Source organism: Veillonella sp. VA142 (genome assembly GCF_003992135.1).
GTDB lineage: Bacteria > Bacillota > Negativicutes > Veillonellales > Veillonellaceae > F0422.
In genome coordinates, this window is sequence record NZ_RQVN01000002.1 from 56,354 (window position 1) to 73,060 (window position 16,707).

Genomic DNA, 16,707 nt, shown 5'->3' on the forward strand with positions numbered 1-16,707 from the left:
TTATACTTTGTTTAAATAAAAAATAGATATGAAACAGGCACCAACGCAATAGCTGGTGCCTGTTTTGTGCTTGTAGTAGTTTATTTCGCCTCAGGATCTAAGGACAACGGTTGTGTACCTAACATTGTAGTTAAGTTATTGACATTAAAGCGATAGGCTTTATTGGAGAAATCTCGTGTTACATCATAGTTACCAGATGGAGCATGTATGATGCCTACTAGCATATCATACAATAAGTCATTGGTGAAATATTGTTGTTCATGATTGCTTAGGGTAATTGCTGTTTCTGGATACGCATTACGATATGTAGGAGATAAGTACACCCACATTGGTATCCGTGTCATTCCAAAGTTGAAAATGTCTGGATTGTGAGATGTTTTAATATTTTCTCCGTGGTCAGAGAAATAGACCATGGCTTGTAAGTTTAAGTTATCCTTAGCATAGGTGTAAATTTCTTGTAACAGCCAATCAGTATACAGTTGGCTATTGGCATAGGCTTCAATTCCTTCAGGGTTTGGACCTTGTTTCCATTTGCTGAACTCGTGAGGATATCTATCGTTGTAGTAGATATGACTACCCATAATATGGATGACGATGAAATTATTTTGGTTCTTTGGTACGTCTTTTAAAAGTGGTAACAAAGCGCCATCATATTGATCAGAGAAGGCATAGGATTCATGAGCCCAACGGGGCGTATCACTTGCTTTTGCAATGAGAGAGATAGCTGTATCGTATTCACCATATACACCTTGGTTAGATAACCAAGAGGTGTGATATCCAGCTTTTTTTGCTACATCGATAATGGTTGTGGCATCAAAGAATGGTTTGTCGTCATATTGATTGCGCTCTGTTAAGGCTCTTTCCAAGGTTGGTACAGTCTGCACATAGGAAGAGTAAGCGTGTTTAAAGACATTGAAGTTTGGATTTTGATACAGGGAACCTTGCCATGGAGTATCATCGTAAGGGAAGTCAGGAGTATACATTTTCATGTAATCTCTAGAAGAAGATTCTCCAATGACTAAGATGACAGTACCTGGAGTTTTTTGCGCCGCTGTTTCGGTAGTGCTTAATTGTAAATTGTTAAATACACTAACATGCTTATCATTATAAGATTGCAACTCTTTCATATAGGCTCGAACTTCTAGCCAATTGCTGACAATATCTGTACGAGGGAAAAGGTAATATCCACCATACACGATGAGGGCGATGGATAGAATCCATTTTATATCATCTTGATATCGCTGAAAGAAAGAGGAATAGAACACAGTAGGCTCATCGTTCGTTTGAGCTTTTACATTGGCAAAGTATAAAAGACCAAATATGATAGCGATACCTATGATAGCCCCTCCGATGCCACCTACGCCGATAATATTTTTTACAAATCCTAAGGCTTCCTCGGGGTTGGTTTGATACAATGCCATCATAGTGGCAGGAGTAATACAATGCCAAGTGGATAGATAGTACCCGATTTGACCAACTGGGATGAGGAGCAATACTACGTCAAGGATGCTGTATAGAGCAGACCAAATACGTTTTGCCTTTCCCCATTGTAGTAGCCAATAGTGGGTGACACTAAGACCACAGAATAAGACTAGACCAAATAAAAAATCGTTGGCGAATTCGTAGAAGTAAAAAGGCTTTTCATAGGACCAATGGAATAGGAGCGGGAATGTTAATGCCCAACTGATACCCACGATACCATGACCAATGAGATATCCTTTTGTAAAGGAGCTACGAATGATCAATTGTAAGACTGTTAATCCTACAATGGTAGGAACGAATAAGGTAAGTATATCTTCTATGTCAAACCCTAAAGTAATTGGTTCGTAGATGTAAAATAGTGCCACTGCGATGATAGTGGACACGATGGTATACAGTCCTAGCTGTTTCCATCTTTGACGATGCATAGTGTCGCCTCTCTTTCTGGGTGTAGCAATTTTCGCCCATTTCATTTATAATACTTATTAGATACATACGTTGGTATGTCTATGTATTATTCTAACTGTTTCTAATAGGAAATGCAATTTTTTCATACAAGGTGTGGTGAAAGCCATACCTTTATTTTTGGTAGAAAGGAGTTTTCATGAATACCTACGATTTTAAACTGGATATTTTTGAAGGCCCTTTGGATCTTTTGTTGCATTTGATTGAAAAGAATCAGATTGATATATACGATATTCCCATTGTGCATATCACCTCACAATATATGGATATACTCAAAACTTGGAATCAATTTGATATTGCCTATAGTAGTGAGTTTTTAGTGATGGCAGCTACGTTGTTGCAGATTAAGTCACGCCTTTTATTGCCTAAGATAAATCATAAGGATGAAAGTGATACAGAAGATCCACGAGACGAATTGGTGAATCGATTGGTGGAGTTTAAACGCATCAAAGAATTGACGGAGCTCCTAGAAGAACGTGTATCCGATGGATCCTATGTATTTAATAGACCGGAAGAGCTTAGCCAAGTGGGATTAGATCTTGTTTGTACTGTGGAGTGGGATGCATTAGTGGCATGCTTTCAGAAAGTGCAGGAACGATATGATCGACCTGAGGTAGAAGCTCCCAAAGTTATGATGGAACGTGAAGAATATACATTGGAACAAGGGATTGAAGATGTATTACTAGCGACGAGGAATCAACAAGTGCCCTGTGTAAATTTATTTGCTTCGGTACAGACGAAGGAAGAAAGTGTGGTTACATTTTTGGCGTTATTAGAGTTAATGAAACGTCAACTATTGCGAATTATAGTGGGCAATCACGATATATATAATGTGATTGTAGAAGGTATAGAAGAAGGAGATGCGCTGTGAATAGCATTGAATTTCAGCAGTTAGAGGCTGTATTATTTGCAGCAGCTACCCCTTTAACGATAGATACATTAGCAGATATTTTTGAAGTCTATGCACCAGAAGTTGAAAAAGCTATCAAAGGTTACGAAGAAAGGTTAGTACAGGAACGGCGAGGAATTAGGATTCGTAAAAGTGCATCGGGCATAGAACTAGTGAGCGCCCAAGAATGCAGTGAATTTGTTACTAAAATTCGCCATAGAGATGAAAAGCTATCTGGAGCGGCTATGGAAACGTTGGCTGTAATTGCTTTCAAACAGCCTATCACAAAAGGTGAAGTAGAAGAATTTCGTGGTGTGAACTGTGAAAAAGTATTAAAACAATTATTGGCCCGTGACATGATTGTAGAGTTAGGACGAAAGGAAACTATCGGACGTCCTGTAATTTACGGAACATCGGATAACTTTTTAAGGACTGTAGGTGCCAATTCTATTGAAGAATTGCAACAGTCTATGCCTCTTTCAGCGGGGTTATCCATAGATATAGAAGGAGATTAATATGGAACTAGAACGTTTGCAAAAATATATTGCCCGTTGTGGTGTGGCATCACGACGAAAAGCAGAAGAATTGATTACTTCTGGCAAAGTACTTGTGAATGGTAAATATGTAAAAGAACTGGGTGCAAAGGTAAATCCTACACGGGACCGCGTTAAAGTGGATGGACAACTATTGGAGCCGGAGGCATTGGAATATTATATTTTTAACAAGCCAAAAGGGGTGATTACATCCATCACAGATCCTGAAGGACGCAAAACTGTCATGGATTATATTAATTCTGTAAAAGTTCGTATTTATCCTGTAGGTCGATTAGATTACCATACAGAAGGATTATTGCTATTGACAAATGATGGAACTATGGCGCAAAACTTAGCCCATCCATCAAAAGGTGTGACGAAAACCTACGAAGTAAAAGTAAAAGATCGTGTGCTTGATGAACATTTGGAACAGTTAGCAGTAGGTGTCAAATTAGAAGACGGTATGACGGCGCCTTGTGAAATTACAGACTACGGATTCAATGGAAAAACAGGTCTTACCACTGTAGAAATTACCATCCATGAAGGGCGTAATCGTCAAGTCCGTCGTATGTTTGAACACTTTGGGTACTCTATTCATAATTTGAAACGCATCAACTATGCAGGATTGAATTTGAAAGGGTTGAAACGTGGGGCTTTTCGTAAATTAACCCGTGAAGAAGTGAAACAATTACAAGCTATAAAATAAGGATGAATATGAAACGAATTATTGTCATCGGTGGCGGCGCTGCAGGTCTTATGGCTGGCGTTCGAGCTGCACAATTAGGTGCCTCTGTGCGCATCATTGAAAAAATGAAGATGGTGGGCCTTAAAATGGGGATTACAGGCAAGGGACGCTGTAATGTGACGAATGCGGCTCCTATAGAAGATTTTATTAAGCAAACGCCTGGAAATGGTAAATTTCTATATAGTGCGTACCAACAATGGACGAATGAAGATATGGTTCATTTGCTCAATAGTTGGGGTGTCCCCACTAAGGTTGAGCGAGGTGGCCGTGTATTTCCAGAGTCTGATAAAGCAACGGATGTACGCAATGCCTTTATAGACACGTATCGTAAATTAGGTGGGCAACTTCATTTAGAAGAAAGTGTTAAGGATTTAATCGTACGAGATGGCGCTATTACAGGTGTTATAACAGATAAAAGAACCTATGAGTGCGATGCAGCCATCATCGCTACGGGTGGGATGTCCTATCCATTGACTGGCTCCACTGGAGATGGCTATGAATTAGCATCTTCGGTGGGACATTCCATAGTGGAACTTAGGCCATCCTTAATTCCTTTGGAAACAAAAGAACATTGGATGAAAGATTTAATGGGGCTGAGTCTAAAAAATGTAGAAGTCTCTATTATTGCAAAAAACAAAGTGCAAACAAAACAATTTGGAGAAATGCTATTTGCCCATTTTGGAGTGACGGGACCGATTATTTTGTCTGCTTCTCATACAGTGACCAAATTATTGAAGAAAAAGGTAGATCCCATTACTATTGAAATTAATCTAAAACCAGCATTAACTAAAGAGGTTTTAGATAAGCGGGTACAACGTGATTTCAGTGAGTCTCAAAATAAGCAATTAGTGAACGTATTGAAAGGTTTATTGCCATCCAAGTTAATTCCAGTTATATGTCAATTAGCAGAATTAGAAGGAACCAAGGCGATTCACGATATTACCAAAGAGGAGCGCTTGCGACTAGTGGATGCCATACAACATATGCGACTCACCGTACATAAACCTCGCCCTATAGCGGAGGCCATTGTGACAGCTGGTGGCATTTCTGTAAAAGAAGTAGATCCAAAAACGATGCAATCTAAATTGGTGCATGGTTTATATATGGCAGGAGAAGTCTTGGATGTGGATGCTTTCACAGGGGGATATAATCTGCAAGTTGCGTTTTCTACAGCCTATGTAGCTGCTACTCATGCAGCAGAAGGAGGAATCTAATATGAGTCGTCGAATTTCTGTAGCTATTGATGGTCCTGCTGGGGCAGGTAAAAGCAGTATTTCTAAGGTAGTGGCCAAGAAATTAGGCTATTTATATATTGATACAGGAGCTATGTATCGTGGCATTACATGGGCTTTATTAGAAACGGGTGTATCTATTGACGATGCTGAGGCTGTGTCACAAGCTTTACCTCATATTCAATTGGAATTACAAGCTACTGAAAGTGGCCTTGTGGTATTGGTAAATGGTCGTGATGTATCTCAGGAAATCCGTACACAATATGTGACAAGTCATGTGTCTCAAGTGGCTGCACAAAAAGCAGTGCGCACTAAGTTGGTAGAAATGCAACGAGATATGGCTTCAGCGGGCGGTGTGATTCTGGACGGTAGGGATATTGGTTCCGTTGTGTTACCTAATGCGGAACTAAAGATCTATTTAACAGCCTCTGTGGAAACTCGTGGCCATCGACGATGGTTGGAATTGAAAGATTCCGAGAACATTTCTTTAGAAGAGGTGTGTCGTACTGTAGCAGAGCGAGATATGATGGATATGAATCGAAAAGAATCTCCTCTTGTATGTGTAGATGATGCCGTGGTTATAGAAACGGATCATCTCAGTATAGAAGAAACGGTACAAACTCTTATCGACTTAATTCGTAAAGCGGAATTAGGAGGCTGTCATGGATAAATTTTCTGAATGCTTATGGCGATCTGCGTTTACGATCGTTTATGGATGGTGGTATAGAACAAAGGTATATGGGAAAGAAAATGTACCTAAAGAAGGGCCGGTTATCATTTCTCCAAATCATAAGAGTAATAACGACCCACCTCTATGTGGATTTGCCTTGCCGCGTCATGTGAATTTTATGGCGAAAGAGGAATTATTTAGAAATCCAATTTCAAAATTAGTGTGTACTTGGTTAGGAGCCTTTCCGGTACGCCGTGGTGGAGTTGATAAAGTAGCTATTCGTCATGCTATGAATTTATTAAAAGAAAACTTAATGCTTGGTATTTTTCCAGAAGGAACACGACAAAAGGGTGACACTTTAGGGCGCTTTCATGATGGCGTGGCTTCTATGGCGTTGCGCACAGGAGTACCAGTAGTACCAGTGGCTATTGTGGGCAGCGACAAAATGATACGTGGAGAAGTAGCTGTTATCATTGGAAAACCAATTGCAGTAGCAAAAGCAAAAGCAACTGTAGAGGCTATTGCAGATGTGAACCAAGTGGTAAAAGTAGCGATTCAAACTATGATTGATGAATATAAAGCTGGTAAGTATAAATAGGGGAATACTATGTTTACAATACGATTAGCAGAAAATTGTGGTTTTTGTTATGGAGTAAAGCGTGCTGTTACGATGGCAGAAAAAGCGGCTGATTCAAAAGATGTGAGTTATACATTGGGACCCATTATTCATAATCCTCAAGTAGTAGGTCGATTAGAAGATAATGGTGTGTATGCTATCAATGAATTAAGTGATGTTGAAGAAGGTACTGTTATCATTCGATCTCATGGGGTTGGACCAGAAGTGTATGAAGAGGCAGAAACACGTGGATTACCAGTGATTGATGCCACTTGTCCACATGTACAAAAGGCGCAACGAGATGCCAAGTCTGTAGTGGATGAAGGATTAACATTAGTTATTTTAGGGGAAAAGAAACATCCAGAGGTAAAGAGTATTAATCTTTGGGCAGGTAACAAAGGTATTATTGTAGAAACAGAAGAAGATGCTCAAAATATTCAATTCGTGGAAAAAATTGGGGTTGTAGTACAAACTACCTTTTCACAATTTAAGTTTCAAAGTATAATAAAAATATTAGAACAAAAATCTAATGAGCAAAAGATCTTCAAGACAATTTGTCAGGCCACTGAGGAACGTCAAAATTCTGCTGTAGCTTTGGCGAAAGAAGTAGATCTTATGATCGTGGTAGGTGGGAAAAACTCTGGCAACACGACTAGATTAGCAGAAGTATGTCGTGATGTAGGGTGTACTACATATCACATCGAAACTGCTACTGAAATACGAATGACGTGGTTGAAGGACGTCACAACAGTAGGAGTCACGGCTGGTGCATCGACACCAGACTGGATAATTAAGGAGGTCATTCAGACGATGGAAAATTTTGCAGAATTATTTGCAGCATCAGAAGCGCAAGCAGAAGAATTTAAGAAAGGTAATGTGATTGAAGGGGAAGTTGTACAAATCGATGACGAACGTGCATATGTATCCTTTGGCTACAAAACAGAAGCACAATTAGAGAGAAAAGAAATAGCGTACCCTACACCAGCTTCTGCTAAAGATGTATTAAAGGAAGGCGATAAAATCAAAGCTGTTATCCTTAACCACATCAAAGAAGATAGCCCAATCTATCTTTCTATCACTCGTTTGGCTAAAGATGAAGATTGGCAATATGTTATTGAAGCACAAGAAAAAGATGAGCCAATTATCTGTAAAGGTGTGGATGCAATTCCTGCAGGTTTAGTCGTAACTGTTAAGTCTTTACGTGGTTTTATTCCACTTTCCCAAGGTGACATTCACTTCGTGAAATCCCTTGATAACTTAGTAGGTACAGAATTCGAAGCTAAAGTACTTGAAGTTGAAGAAAAGAAAAACCGTTTGGTTCTTTCCCGCCGTGAAGTGCTTGAAGTGGAACGCCAAGCTAAATTAAAAGAAGCGTTAGCAAATGTAGAAGTTGGCGGTACTTACAAAGGTACTGTTCGTAAAATCATGCCTTATGGTGCATTCGTTGATATCGGAGGAATCGAAGGGTTACTTCATATTTCCGACATCTCTTGGCAAAAAATTAAACGCGTTGAAGACGTGTTAACAGTTGGTCAAGAAATCGACGTTAAATTACAATCTTTTGATGAAGAAAACAGCAAAATCTCTTTATCTTTAAAAGCATTATCCAAAAGCCCATGGGACGTTGCAGAAGAAACAGTCCATGTAGGTGATGTGGTAACTGGTAAAGTAGTTCGCACAGTTCAATACGGTGCATTCGTTGCTATCAACGATGATATCCAAGGTTTACTTCACATCTCTCAGGTGACTAAACAACGTAATGCAAAAGTAGAAGATTACTTGAGCCGTGGTCAAGAAGTAGAAGTAGAAGTAATTTCTTTCAACAAAGACGAAAAGAAATTAGGTTTAAAATTAACTGAGTTAATAGAACCAGTAGCCACTGAAGAAGAAGCTGAATAATTTCTATATAATAGAAGAACAGTGGGTCCAATTGGACTTACTGTTCTTTTTTTGCGTTTGTTTATGTGTTACAATATAAATTGATAAACTATGTATTCTTACTCTTCCTGTAGGGAAGTTAAAATATGAGGTGAAAGTATGTCGAAACCTTTAGTTGCGGTCGTGGGAAGACCGAATGTAGGGAAATCTACATTATTTAATGCCATTGTAAATAAACGGATTTCTATTGTAGAAGATATTCCAGGAGTCACACGAGATAGAATTTATTTCGATGCAGAGTGGTTGCAACGAGAATTTACCATGATCGATACTGGTGGGATTGAATTTGTTACCGCAGAAAGTCATGAAATTCCTAAGATGATGCGTTTTCAAGCGCAATTAGCTATTGAAGAAGCTGATGTTATCCTTTTTGTTGTAGATGGTAAACAGGGAATTACTATCGCTGATGAAGAAGTGGCGAATTTATTGCGTGCTAGCGGTAAGCCTGTAATTCTTGTAGTTAATAAAATCGATAGTATCAACCAAGAAGCTAATATTTATGAGTTTTATAATTTAGGTATAGGTGACCCTATCGGTGTTTCTGCCAAAAATTTGATGAACTTAGGTGATTTGCTAGATGATGTGGTGAAACATTTCCCTCCACAAAGTGCTAGTGAGGAAGATGAGGATACAATACATGTTGCTTTGATTGGTCGTCCTAATGTAGGTAAATCATCTCTTACCAATGCTTTATTAGGACAAGAGCGTGTTATAGTCAGTGATGTAGCAGGGACTACACGTGATTCTATCGATACACATTGGAGTCATGATGGACAGGATTTTGTGTTAATTGATACTGCGGGTATGCGTCGTAAATCACGCATTGATGTACCTGTAGAGCGTTACAGTATTGTTCGTTCACTTCGGGCCATTGATCGTTCGGATATTGTAGTGCTAGTATTAGATGCTACAGATGGGGTTACAGAACAAGATAAAAAAATTGTTGGGTATGCTCATGAATCTGGTAAGGGGTTAGTGATTGTTGTTAATAAATGGGATTTGATTGAAAAAGATGACAAAACTACGTTGCGATTCACAGAAGATATTTATGATGAAATGGCATTCCTACGGTATGCACCTATCTTATTTGCATCTGCTTTAACGAAACAACGTGTTCATCGTTTAGCAGAACTTATCAAATATGTATCTGAGCAACAACATATGCGTATTTCTACAAGTGTATTAAATCAACTATTATCAGATGCTCAAACAGTAAACCCAGTGCCATCTCGTGGGGGACGGATTCCTAAAATTTATTATATGACACAGGCAAGCGTAAAACCTCCTACTTTCATTTTATTTGTGAATGAACCAGAATTAATTCATTTCTCCTATGTGCGTTTCTTGGAGAACCGTCTTCGTGAATCATTTGGCTTTGAAGGGACTCCAATTCGATTAGTACTTCGTGGTAAGAAGGGAACTGATGAAGAATGATAACAATGGAAATTGCTGTATTAGTTTTGATTGCTTACGTAATAGGTTCCATTCCTACAGGCTTAATTATTGGAAAACTTTTTTTCCATACTGATGTGCGTCAATATGGCAGTAAAAATATTGGTGCTACTAATACCTATCGAGTATTAGGTATGAAAGCAGCCCTACCAGTGTTCTTAGGTGATGCAGGAAAAGGAGCTATTGGTGTGCTCTTGTTTTCACCGAATCCAGAATGGATGATTGTAGGTGGCTTATGTGCCATGATTGGACATAATTGGTCTATTTTTCTTAGGTTTTCCGGTGGTAGAGGGGTTGCTACTGGATTAGGCGTGCTCATTGCATTATCACCGATTGCTGCATTAATTTGCTTTGCTGTGTGGGCTAGTATTGTAAAGTTCACTTCCTATGTATCCTTAGGCTCCATCGTGGCAGCTACACTAGTACCTATTGTTATGTACTATTTATCTGAACCATTACCATATATTATTTTTGGCGTTGTAGCAGCATTGTTCGTCGTATTCCGTCATAGAGAAAATATTATGCGTCTTTTACAAGGAAAAGAATTAGCTGTGAAACGTATTACAAAGGATGAGTAATTATGAAAATTGCAGTTATTGGCTCTGGTAGCTGGGGTACTGCATTAGCTCTGAAAGGGATAGAGGCAGGCCACCAAGTGACCATGTATTGTCGTACGGAAGAAAAGGCCAATTATTTACGTGAATATCGGATTAATCCTTATTTACCAGAGGTAGTATTACCGAGTTCACTTGAGTTTCAGCATTCTTACGAAACTGCCTTGGAAGGTGCAGATGTAGTGTTATTAGTTACACCATCTAGTTATGTACGAAGTACTTTACAGGAGTTGAAACAGTATTTAGAACCATCTATGATTATTGTAGGGTGCTCTAAAGGATTGGAAAAAGATAGTGAAAAGCGATTATCCTTGGTTATTGAAGAAGAAGTTCAAGGTTTAGTGAAAGCGATGGCTATTTTATCTGGTCCAAATCATGCGGAAGAAGTAGGCCGCAATTTGCCGGCTGCTACAGTGGTAGCCAGCCAACAGGAAGAGGCTATCTGTATATTACAAAAAGCTTTGGGGGGACCAAGCTTTCGGGTGTACGGTAATACAGATGTAATCGGTGTTGAATTAGGGGGGGCTACAAAGAACATCATAGCCTTAGCAGCAGGTATAGCGCATGGCATGTGTTTAGGAGATAATTTGTTGGCAGCCTTACTGACTCGTGGACTTCATGAAATGACGAAGTTTGGCGTTGCCATGGGAGCAAAGGCGGAAACTTATGCAGGACTTTCAGGAATGGGGGATTTAATCGCTACATGTATGAGTCCTCATAGTCGAAATCGTCGGGCGGGTCAAAAGTTAGCCGATGGAGAGACTATGGAAGATATAATCATCCATTCCCAAATGGTGGTGGAAGGATTTTTTGCTGTTCGTATCATTTATGACTTAGCCAAGGCAAAGGGGATTGATATGCCTATCACGAATGCACTGTATGAGGTATTATATCATCAGGTTCCTCCTACGGAAGTGTTGATGCAGTTGATGATGCGTGATGTAAAACAAGAAGTTTGCAATAAGTAATGAACTATGAGGAAGATTTCATAAAAAATCTATTGTACCACATAGTAAAATCATGTAGAATATACAAGTACAGGTAGTAAAATATATGAGAATTATTTCAGGGACAGCTAAAGGGCATACTATACAAGCTCCAAAAGGTATGGATACAAGACCTACACAAGATCGAGTGCGTGAAAGTATTTGTAATGTCATACAAAGTCGAAGAGGATTTTTTGAGGCGCAGGTGCTAGATTTATTTTCTGGAACAGGTGCGCTCGCCATCGAATCTTTGAGCCGCGGTGCTAGTCATGCTGTTGCGGTAGATACGCGTACTGATACGTGCATTAGTAAGAATGCACAACATTGTAAGGTAGAAGACCGATTGGAAATTATGAAATGTACTATGGAATCGGCACTTTCACGGCTACAAGGAAGACAGTTTCAGTTGATATTTTCAGATCCTCCTTACGAAAAAGGGTATGTTCAAAAAACGTTGGTCTTAGTGGAAGAGTTACAATTACTTACCGAAGATGGCTTTTTAATTATAGAACGCCATAAGAATGAAACATTAGAATTATTGCCCAAGTGGGTGGTTGTAAAAGCCTTATCCTTTGGGTATACTCGCGTTGATATTTTATGTCGAGAACCGTAGAAAGGGGCTTATATCGTGAGAATTGGGGTTTGTCCAGGTAGTTTTGATCCTGTCACTAATGGGCATATAGATATATTTGAGCGAGCTAGTAAACTAGTAGATAAGTTAATCATAGTGATTTTAGAAAATCCGAATAAAAAGTATTTATTTACCTTGGATGAACGGGCTCGGTTAATTCGTCAATCAGTAGCACATATCCCAAATGTTGAAGTGGATTTTGGAACTGGTTTGTTGAATGATTATGTCAGATCAAGAGATAGCCATATTATTATCCGTGGTCTACGTGCACTAAGTGACTTTGAATACGAGTTTCAGCGTGCTTTATTTTCAAAATATTTGGATGATGATATTGAAACTGTATTTATTATGACTAATAATAAATATGCCTTTGTAAGCTCTACGGGTATACGAGAATTAGCTAAATATGGTGGTAAATTAGAGGGTTTGGTGCCTACTGTTGTGAAACAAGCCCTAGAGAATAAATTTAAAACAGTACAAGAACAATAGGAGGAGACTATGAGAACGGAAAAATTATTAGAAGAGTTGGAAAATTTGATTGTTACAAGTAACAATATGATTATGACAAATAAAAAATTAATTGAAGAAGAAGAAATTATGCGTATAGTAGATGCCTTAACAGAATCTTTACCACTTGAATTAGAAGAGTCTCGTCGTATTGTAGCAGAACGTGATCGCATTGTAGCGGAAGGTCAAAAACAAGCAGATGCTTTGATTGAGCAAGCAAAAGAATATATCCAAAAGTTGACAGAAGAAAGTGAATTAGTGAAACAAGCTCAAGAGCATGCTAATCATATTATTGCGGAAGCTAACAAATCCTCCGAAGAACTTAAAAATAGCTCTATTCAATACGCTAGTGATGTGTTCAAATATGTAGAATCTAATTTAGAACGCACTTTAGAAGCATTACAAGAAAATCGTCAAACATTATATAAATAATTCACTTTAGACTGTAGCAAGATATAATTTGTTACAGTCTTTTTGTATGTAAAATAGATGGTATACATTTTTACTTTTAACGGTATTAGAAATGCCATGTTAGATACTATCGATTTAAAGTACTATATGCCTATGTAAGCAAGGGATAATTCATAGTTAATTTTGAAAGAAATTAAAAGGAGTTTTCATACTCTTGTCGAATACTAACAATATCAGTTTCATGTAATACTAAGAGGAGGTATACTATGAATTTTGAAATTCGTAATGGCCACGATTATATTGATGAAGTTAAAGATTTATTTGTAGAGTATGTACGATCCTTAGGCGTATCCGCTAATGTGAGAGAGTTTCATGGGTTGGAAAACAAATATAAAGGTGAAGGAGAAGCTTTGTATATTGCTTTCATTGATAACAAACCAGCTGGTTGTGTAGCGTTACGCAATGTAGATAGTAAAACAGCAGCTATGAAACGCTTGTACGTTCGCCCTGCATTTAGGCATAGCTCGTTAGGTACTAATATGGCAAAATTAGTAGTGGAAGATGCTCGTGAATTTGGATATAAAACATTGTTGTTAGATACATTACCGAGTATGGAAAATGCAAAAGAGTTATACACAACGTTAGGATTTAAAAAATTAGATAGTACGAAGAAAGCAGTAAAAACTGTAGTTCATTTATCATTGCCTTTATAGAGGCTGATCATTGATGGATTTTTTATTCATAAGATACATAAGAAAGAAGCTGTGACAAATTATGTACATCGTAATTTGTTACGGCTTTTTTACAAATGGAGTTTCTTGACCTTTCATAGAGAAAAATATAGATGTATTACTAAGCAAGATGCTGTATAATAGGGTGAGTGAAGAGAGTCTATTAATCGAATTAGTTCTATAGGAAGGTGAGACCTTTGAAAGGTAAACATATAGTAGTAGGCGTAACAGGAGGGATTGCGGCCTATAAAGCAGTCGAATTAGTTAGCCGCTTGTGTAAAGCGGGAGCAACGGTTAAAGTAGTGATGACGAAAAATGCTACGAAACTTGTAAGCCCTCTTGTATTTGGAGAAATTAGCAAACATCCTGTATCAGTAGATATGTTTGAAGATATTCATGACTGGAATGTAGAGCATATAGCTTATGCAACATGGGCAGATGCCTATGTGGTGGTCCCAGCAACAGCTAATATACTGGCAAAGATGGCACATGGTATTGCGGACGATATGTTATCTACCCAATTGTTGGCTACAACCACTCCTGTGTTTGTATGCCCAGCGATGAATAGTAACATGTATGTGCATCCAACGGTGCAAGAAAATTTAAATACCTTACGTGGTAGAGGCATCTATGTGTTAGAGCCAGATAGTGGACTCCTAGCATGTGGAGTAGAAGGAAAAGGTCGTTTGCCAGAACCACAAAAGATAATGAACTGGGTGGACTTTCATTTAGGGAAAACAGAATTACTACAAGGTAAAACAGTTATTGTAAGTGCTGGTGGTACGCAAGAGGCAATTGATCCAGTTCGATATATTACGAATCGTTCCAGTGGAAAAATGGGATATGCAGTGGCGTTGAAAGCAGCCCAAGCAGGAGCTAAGACAATTTTGGTATCTGCTCCTACGGATCTAGCTGCGCCAATTGGTGTAGAGCGTATCATAGTCCGTTCTGCTACGGAGATGAAAGAGGTAATCGATAGTTACTATGACTCTGCAGATGCTGTGATTATGGCCGCAGCTGTGGCGGACTATCGTGTAGCTAAAGTAGCAGATAATAAAATAAAAAAACAAGAAACTATGACATTAGAGTTGGTAAAAAATCCGGATATATTAGCAAGCTTAGGGGACCGTAAACAGCATCAAAAATTAATTGGTTTTGCCGCGGAAACGCAAGATGTCATTACCTATGGAATAGAAAAAGTGCGCAAAAAAAATTTGGATATGTTAGTGGCTAATGATGTGAGTAAATCCAATGCTGGATTTGATGTAGATACCAATGAAGTGATCTTTATTTATCCTGGTGATCAAATTGTGAATTTACCAAATATGTCAAAACATGATGTGGCGGAACGTATTATTCAAGCCTTGGCAGACCTATAAATATATGCTATAATGACATGTAGTGATTTTAAACTAAGTATTATATGTATGATACAAGTCTCATCAAGAGTAGTGGAGGGAGAGGCCCTTTGAAGCTACAGCAACCATTCCTTAGGGGAGAAGGTGCTAAATCCAACGATCTTTGATCGGAAGATGGGGATATGATTCCTCATCTTGGGATGAGGAATTTTTTTATTGGAGGTTTATTCATGGCAGAAAAACATGTATTTTTCACTTCTGAATCTGTAACAGAAGGTCATCCAGACAAAATTGCTGACCAAATTTCAGATGCTGTATTGGATGCTATTTTAGAAAAAGATCCAACAGCACACGTTGCCTGTGAAACATTAGTAACTACAGGCCAAGTTCATGTAGTAGGCGAAATTACCACAAAAACGTATGTAGATATTCCTCATATTGTTCGTGATACAATTCGTGAAATTGGATATACACGTGCAAAATTTGGCTTTGATGCGGATACTTGTGGCGTTAATGTAGCGATTGATGAACAATCTACAGATATCGCAATGGGCGTAGATGAAGCATTGGAATCTCGCGAAGGTGGTAGTGATGCGTTCGATAAAATCGGTGCTGGCGACCAAGGTATGATGTTTGGTTTCGCATCTAATGAAACTGAAGAGCTAATGCCTATGCCTATTAGCTTGGCGCATCGTTTATCTCGTCAATTAACAAAAGTTCGTAAAGATGGTACATTGCCTTACCTTCGTCCAGATGGTAAAACACAAGTAACAGTAGAATATGTTGATGGCAAGCCAAAACGCATTGAAACAATCGTTATTTCTACACAACATGGTCCAGAAGTATCCTTAGAACAAATCCAAGCAGATATTAAAAAATATGTTATTGATCCAGTGCTTCCAGAAGGATTTATTGATGAAAATACTAAATATTTTATCAACCCAACTGGCCGTTTCGTAATCGGTGGTCCACAAGGTGATGCTGGTTTGACTGGTCGCAAAATTATTGTAGATACGTATGGCGGTATGGCTCGTCATGGTGGCGGAGCTTTCTCCGGTAAAGATCCTACAAAAGTTGACCGTTCTGCAGCATATGCAGCTCGTTATGTAGCTAAAAATATCGTGGCAGCTGGTCTTGCTGATAAATGTGAAGTACAAGTAGCTTACGCAATTGGTGTAGCAAAGCCGGTATCTATCATGGTGGAAACATTTGGTACTGCAAAAATTGAAGAAGAAAAAATCTCTGCATTAGTAAGCAAACATTTTGACCTTCGTCCAGCAGGTATCATCAAAATGTTAGACTTGTTGAAACCACATTACAAAAAAACTGCTGCCTATGGTCATTTCGGCCGTACTGACGTAGATCTTCCTTGGGAACGTACAGATAAAGCAGAAGCACTTCGTAAAGAAGCTGGTTTATAATGGGTAAAGATTTGTCATTCACTTTTGAG

The 16,707-nt window shown here is 38.6% G+C and carries 17 protein-coding genes and 1 riboswitch; of the genes, 16 read left to right on the forward strand and 1 reads right to left on the reverse strand.

What is annotated here, in order from left to right; genetic code table 11:
• Positions 1–80 precede the first annotated feature (80 nt).
• A complete protein-coding gene (locus EO117_RS01190; protein WP_126938804.1) occupies positions 81–1,907 on the reverse strand; it encodes a phosphoethanolamine transferase in 1,827 nt (608 codons plus the stop codon).
• Positions 1,908–2,083: 176 nt separating this feature from the next.
• Here EO117_RS01190 and EO117_RS01195 point away from each other — a divergent pair, with 176 nt between their 5' ends.
• The 16 genes from EO117_RS01195 (at position 2,084) to metK (ending at position 16,678) form a co-directional block, all read left to right on the forward strand.
• A complete protein-coding gene (locus EO117_RS01195) occupies positions 2,084–2,815 on the forward strand; it encodes a ScpA family protein (RefSeq protein ID WP_009353860.1) in 732 nt (243 codons plus the stop codon).
• A complete protein-coding gene (gene scpB, locus EO117_RS01200) occupies positions 2,812–3,348 on the forward strand; it encodes an SMC-Scp complex subunit ScpB (protein WP_009353824.1) in 537 nt (178 codons plus the stop codon). The genes EO117_RS01195 and scpB overlap by 4 nt, the downstream gene beginning before the upstream one ends.
• A gap of 1 nt (position 3,349) precedes the next feature.
• A complete protein-coding gene (locus EO117_RS01205; RefSeq protein WP_126938703.1) occupies positions 3,350–4,072 on the forward strand; it encodes a pseudouridine synthase in 723 nt (240 codons plus the stop codon).
• Between the two features lie 8 nt (positions 4,073–4,080).
• Complete coding sequence (locus EO117_RS01210) at positions 4,081–5,325, forward strand: NAD(P)/FAD-dependent oxidoreductase (protein ID WP_126938704.1); 1,245 nt, start codon at positions 4,081–4,083, stop codon at positions 5,323–5,325.
• 1 nt (position 5,326) lies between these two features.
• Complete coding sequence (cmk, locus tag EO117_RS01215; protein ID WP_126938705.1) at positions 5,327–6,013, forward strand: (d)CMP kinase; 687 nt, start codon at positions 5,327–5,329, stop codon at positions 6,011–6,013.
• On the forward strand, positions 6,006–6,611 hold the full coding sequence (locus EO117_RS01220) for a lysophospholipid acyltransferase family protein (RefSeq protein WP_126938706.1): 606 nt from the start codon (positions 6,006–6,008) through the stop codon (positions 6,609–6,611). Before cmk ends, EO117_RS01220 begins: the two co-directional genes overlap by 8 nt.
• A 9-nt stretch (positions 6,612–6,620) precedes the next feature.
• Positions 6,621–8,528 carry a bifunctional 4-hydroxy-3-methylbut-2-enyl diphosphate reductase/30S ribosomal protein S1 gene (locus tag EO117_RS01225; RefSeq protein WP_126938707.1) on the forward strand — a complete coding sequence of 636 codons (1,908 nt, stop codon included), beginning with the start codon at positions 6,621–6,623 and terminating at the stop codon, positions 8,526–8,528.
• Between the two features lie 138 nt (positions 8,529–8,666).
• The gene (gene der / locus EO117_RS01230; RefSeq protein ID WP_126938708.1) at positions 8,667–10,001 is read left to right on the forward strand and encodes a ribosome biogenesis GTPase Der; all 1,335 of its coding nucleotides are present in this window, start codon (positions 8,667–8,669) and stop codon (positions 9,999–10,001) included.
• A gap of 5 nt (positions 10,002–10,006) precedes the next feature.
• A complete protein-coding gene (gene plsY, locus EO117_RS01235; protein ID WP_126938805.1) occupies positions 10,007–10,597 on the forward strand; it encodes a glycerol-3-phosphate 1-O-acyltransferase PlsY in 591 nt (196 codons plus the stop codon).
• Positions 10,598–10,599: 2 nt separating this feature from the next.
• Complete coding sequence (locus tag EO117_RS01240; protein WP_126938709.1) at positions 10,600–11,601, forward strand: NAD(P)H-dependent glycerol-3-phosphate dehydrogenase; 1,002 nt, start codon at positions 10,600–10,602, stop codon at positions 11,599–11,601.
• Positions 11,602–11,686: 85 nt separating this feature from the next.
• Positions 11,687–12,232, forward strand: a complete 546-nt coding sequence (rsmD, locus tag EO117_RS01245; RefSeq protein WP_126938710.1) for a 16S rRNA (guanine(966)-N(2))-methyltransferase RsmD — start codon at positions 11,687–11,689, stop codon at positions 12,230–12,232.
• 15 nt (positions 12,233–12,247) lie between these two features.
• Entirely contained in the window at positions 12,248–12,739 is a 492-nt protein-coding gene (gene coaD, locus EO117_RS01250) for a pantetheine-phosphate adenylyltransferase (RefSeq protein WP_126938711.1), read from the forward strand.
• A gap of 9 nt (positions 12,740–12,748) precedes the next feature.
• The gene (locus tag EO117_RS01255; RefSeq protein WP_126938712.1) at positions 12,749–13,189 is read left to right on the forward strand and encodes an ATPase; all 441 of its coding nucleotides are present in this window, start codon (positions 12,749–12,751) and stop codon (positions 13,187–13,189) included.
• A 245-nt stretch (positions 13,190–13,434) separates the two neighbouring features.
• The gene (locus EO117_RS01260; protein ID WP_126938713.1) at positions 13,435–13,881 is read left to right on the forward strand and encodes a GNAT family N-acetyltransferase; all 447 of its coding nucleotides are present in this window, start codon (positions 13,435–13,437) and stop codon (positions 13,879–13,881) included.
• A gap of 215 nt (positions 13,882–14,096) precedes the next feature.
• The gene (gene coaBC, locus EO117_RS01265; RefSeq protein WP_126938714.1) at positions 14,097–15,278 is read left to right on the forward strand and encodes a bifunctional phosphopantothenoylcysteine decarboxylase/phosphopantothenate--cysteine ligase CoaBC; all 1,182 of its coding nucleotides are present in this window, start codon (positions 14,097–14,099) and stop codon (positions 15,276–15,278) included.
• A gap of 57 nt (positions 15,279–15,335) precedes the next feature.
• Positions 15,336–15,438: riboswitch (SAM riboswitch) on the forward strand.
• A 49-nt stretch (positions 15,439–15,487) separates the two neighbouring features.
• Positions 15,488–16,678, forward strand: a complete 1,191-nt coding sequence (gene metK, locus EO117_RS01270) for a methionine adenosyltransferase (protein ID WP_126938715.1) — start codon at positions 15,488–15,490, stop codon at positions 16,676–16,678.
• Positions 16,679–16,707: the final 29 nt, after the last annotated feature.

Excerpts from the sequence above, each read along its gene's own strand:
- EO117_RS01225 (WP_126938707.1), top strand. The coding sequence starts at position 6,621 with ATGTTTACAATACGATTAGCAGAAAATTGTGGTTTTTGTTATGGAGTA.
- EO117_RS01190 (WP_126938804.1), bottom strand. The coding sequence starts at position 1,907 with ATGCATCGTCAAAGATGGAAACAGCTAGGACTGTATACCATCGTGTCC.
- cmk (WP_126938705.1), top strand. The coding sequence starts at position 5,327 with ATGAGTCGTCGAATTTCTGTAGCTATTGATGGTCCTGCTGGGGCAGGT.
- plsY (WP_126938805.1), top strand. The coding sequence starts at position 10,007 with ATGGAAATTGCTGTATTAGTTTTGATTGCTTACGTAATAGGTTCCATT.
- EO117_RS01260 (WP_126938713.1), top strand. The coding sequence starts at position 13,435 with ATGAATTTTGAAATTCGTAATGGCCACGATTATATTGATGAAGTTAAA.
- metK (WP_126938715.1), top strand. The coding sequence starts at position 15,488 with ATGGCAGAAAAACATGTATTTTTCACTTCTGAATCTGTAACAGAAGGT.
- EO117_RS01255 (WP_126938712.1), top strand. The coding sequence starts at position 12,749 with ATGAGAACGGAAAAATTATTAGAAGAGTTGGAAAATTTGATTGTTACA.
- EO117_RS01195 (WP_009353860.1), top strand. The coding sequence starts at position 2,084 with ATGAATACCTACGATTTTAAACTGGATATTTTTGAAGGCCCTTTGGAT.
- EO117_RS01240 (WP_126938709.1), top strand. The coding sequence starts at position 10,600 with ATGAAAATTGCAGTTATTGGCTCTGGTAGCTGGGGTACTGCATTAGCT.
- EO117_RS01205 (WP_126938703.1), top strand. The coding sequence starts at position 3,350 with ATGGAACTAGAACGTTTGCAAAAATATATTGCCCGTTGTGGTGTGGCA.
- EO117_RS01210 (WP_126938704.1), top strand. The coding sequence starts at position 4,081 with ATGAAACGAATTATTGTCATCGGTGGCGGCGCTGCAGGTCTTATGGCT.
- der (WP_126938708.1), top strand. The coding sequence starts at position 8,667 with ATGTCGAAACCTTTAGTTGCGGTCGTGGGAAGACCGAATGTAGGGAAA.
- EO117_RS01220 (WP_126938706.1), top strand. The coding sequence starts at position 6,006 with ATGGATAAATTTTCTGAATGCTTATGGCGATCTGCGTTTACGATCGTT.
- rsmD (WP_126938710.1), top strand. The coding sequence starts at position 11,687 with ATGAGAATTATTTCAGGGACAGCTAAAGGGCATACTATACAAGCTCCA.